We start from the raw sequence: 650 nt of genomic DNA, 5'->3' as shown, positions 1-650 counted from the left end.
GCGAGGTTGTATCTTCGTCAGTTCGAGTGGTTTTAACAAGAACCTTAGTTCTTTTTAAAATTGTATCGAGAACCTGCTACTCAAATTTCTTCTTAGCTAAATTGACCAGATCATCATAATCACTATTAATTAAGGCCTCTTTTTTAACTCTTGACCATTTTTTTAATTGCTTCTCTTTTTCAATTGCTAAATTTATATCTGTAAATTCTGCATAGAAAATCATTGTGACTGGTCTCCTTTTAAAAGTATAACAGTTTTTATAAAAACCTGATGAATGTTGAAATAGTCTATTTTCTAAATTACTTGTAACTCCTGTATAATAGGTATTATCTGAACATTTTAATATATACACAAAACTCTTTTTCATTCTTGAAAGTTAAGAATTTTGTTTCAAATTATTTATCTACTTCTATATACGCTATTTCTCCATTACATGGCGAAATACCACTCGAAGTGACGTACTTGAATTTTCGTCTGTTTGAGTAACCAACTACGCGAGGTAGTATCTTCGTCTATTTGAGTAACCAACTACGCGAGGTTGTATCTTCGTCAGTTCGAGTGGTTTTAACAAGAACCCTAGTTCTTTTTGAAATTGTATCGAGAACCTACACGTACTACTTCTAGATACGCTATTTCTCCATTAAATTGCA

At 31.7% G+C, this 650-nt stretch carries 1 protein-coding gene; it reads right to left on the bottom strand.

The window, feature by feature from the left end; translation table 11 throughout:
- Positions 1–76 precede the first annotated feature (76 nt).
- Positions 77–367, bottom strand: a complete 291-nt coding sequence (locus tag IEW75_RS14225; protein ID WP_134247042.1) for a GIY-YIG nuclease family protein — start codon at positions 365–367, stop codon at positions 77–79.
- Positions 368–650: the final 283 nt, after the last annotated feature.

Origin of the sequence: Lutibacter litoralis, assembly GCF_014646675.1 — a bacterium.
In the GTDB taxonomy this organism is placed as follows: domain Bacteria; phylum Bacteroidota; class Bacteroidia; order Flavobacteriales; family Flavobacteriaceae; genus Lutibacter; species Lutibacter litoralis.
Note: the sequence above shows the minus strand (reverse complement) of the source record. Positions and strands in the feature narration are given on the sequence as shown.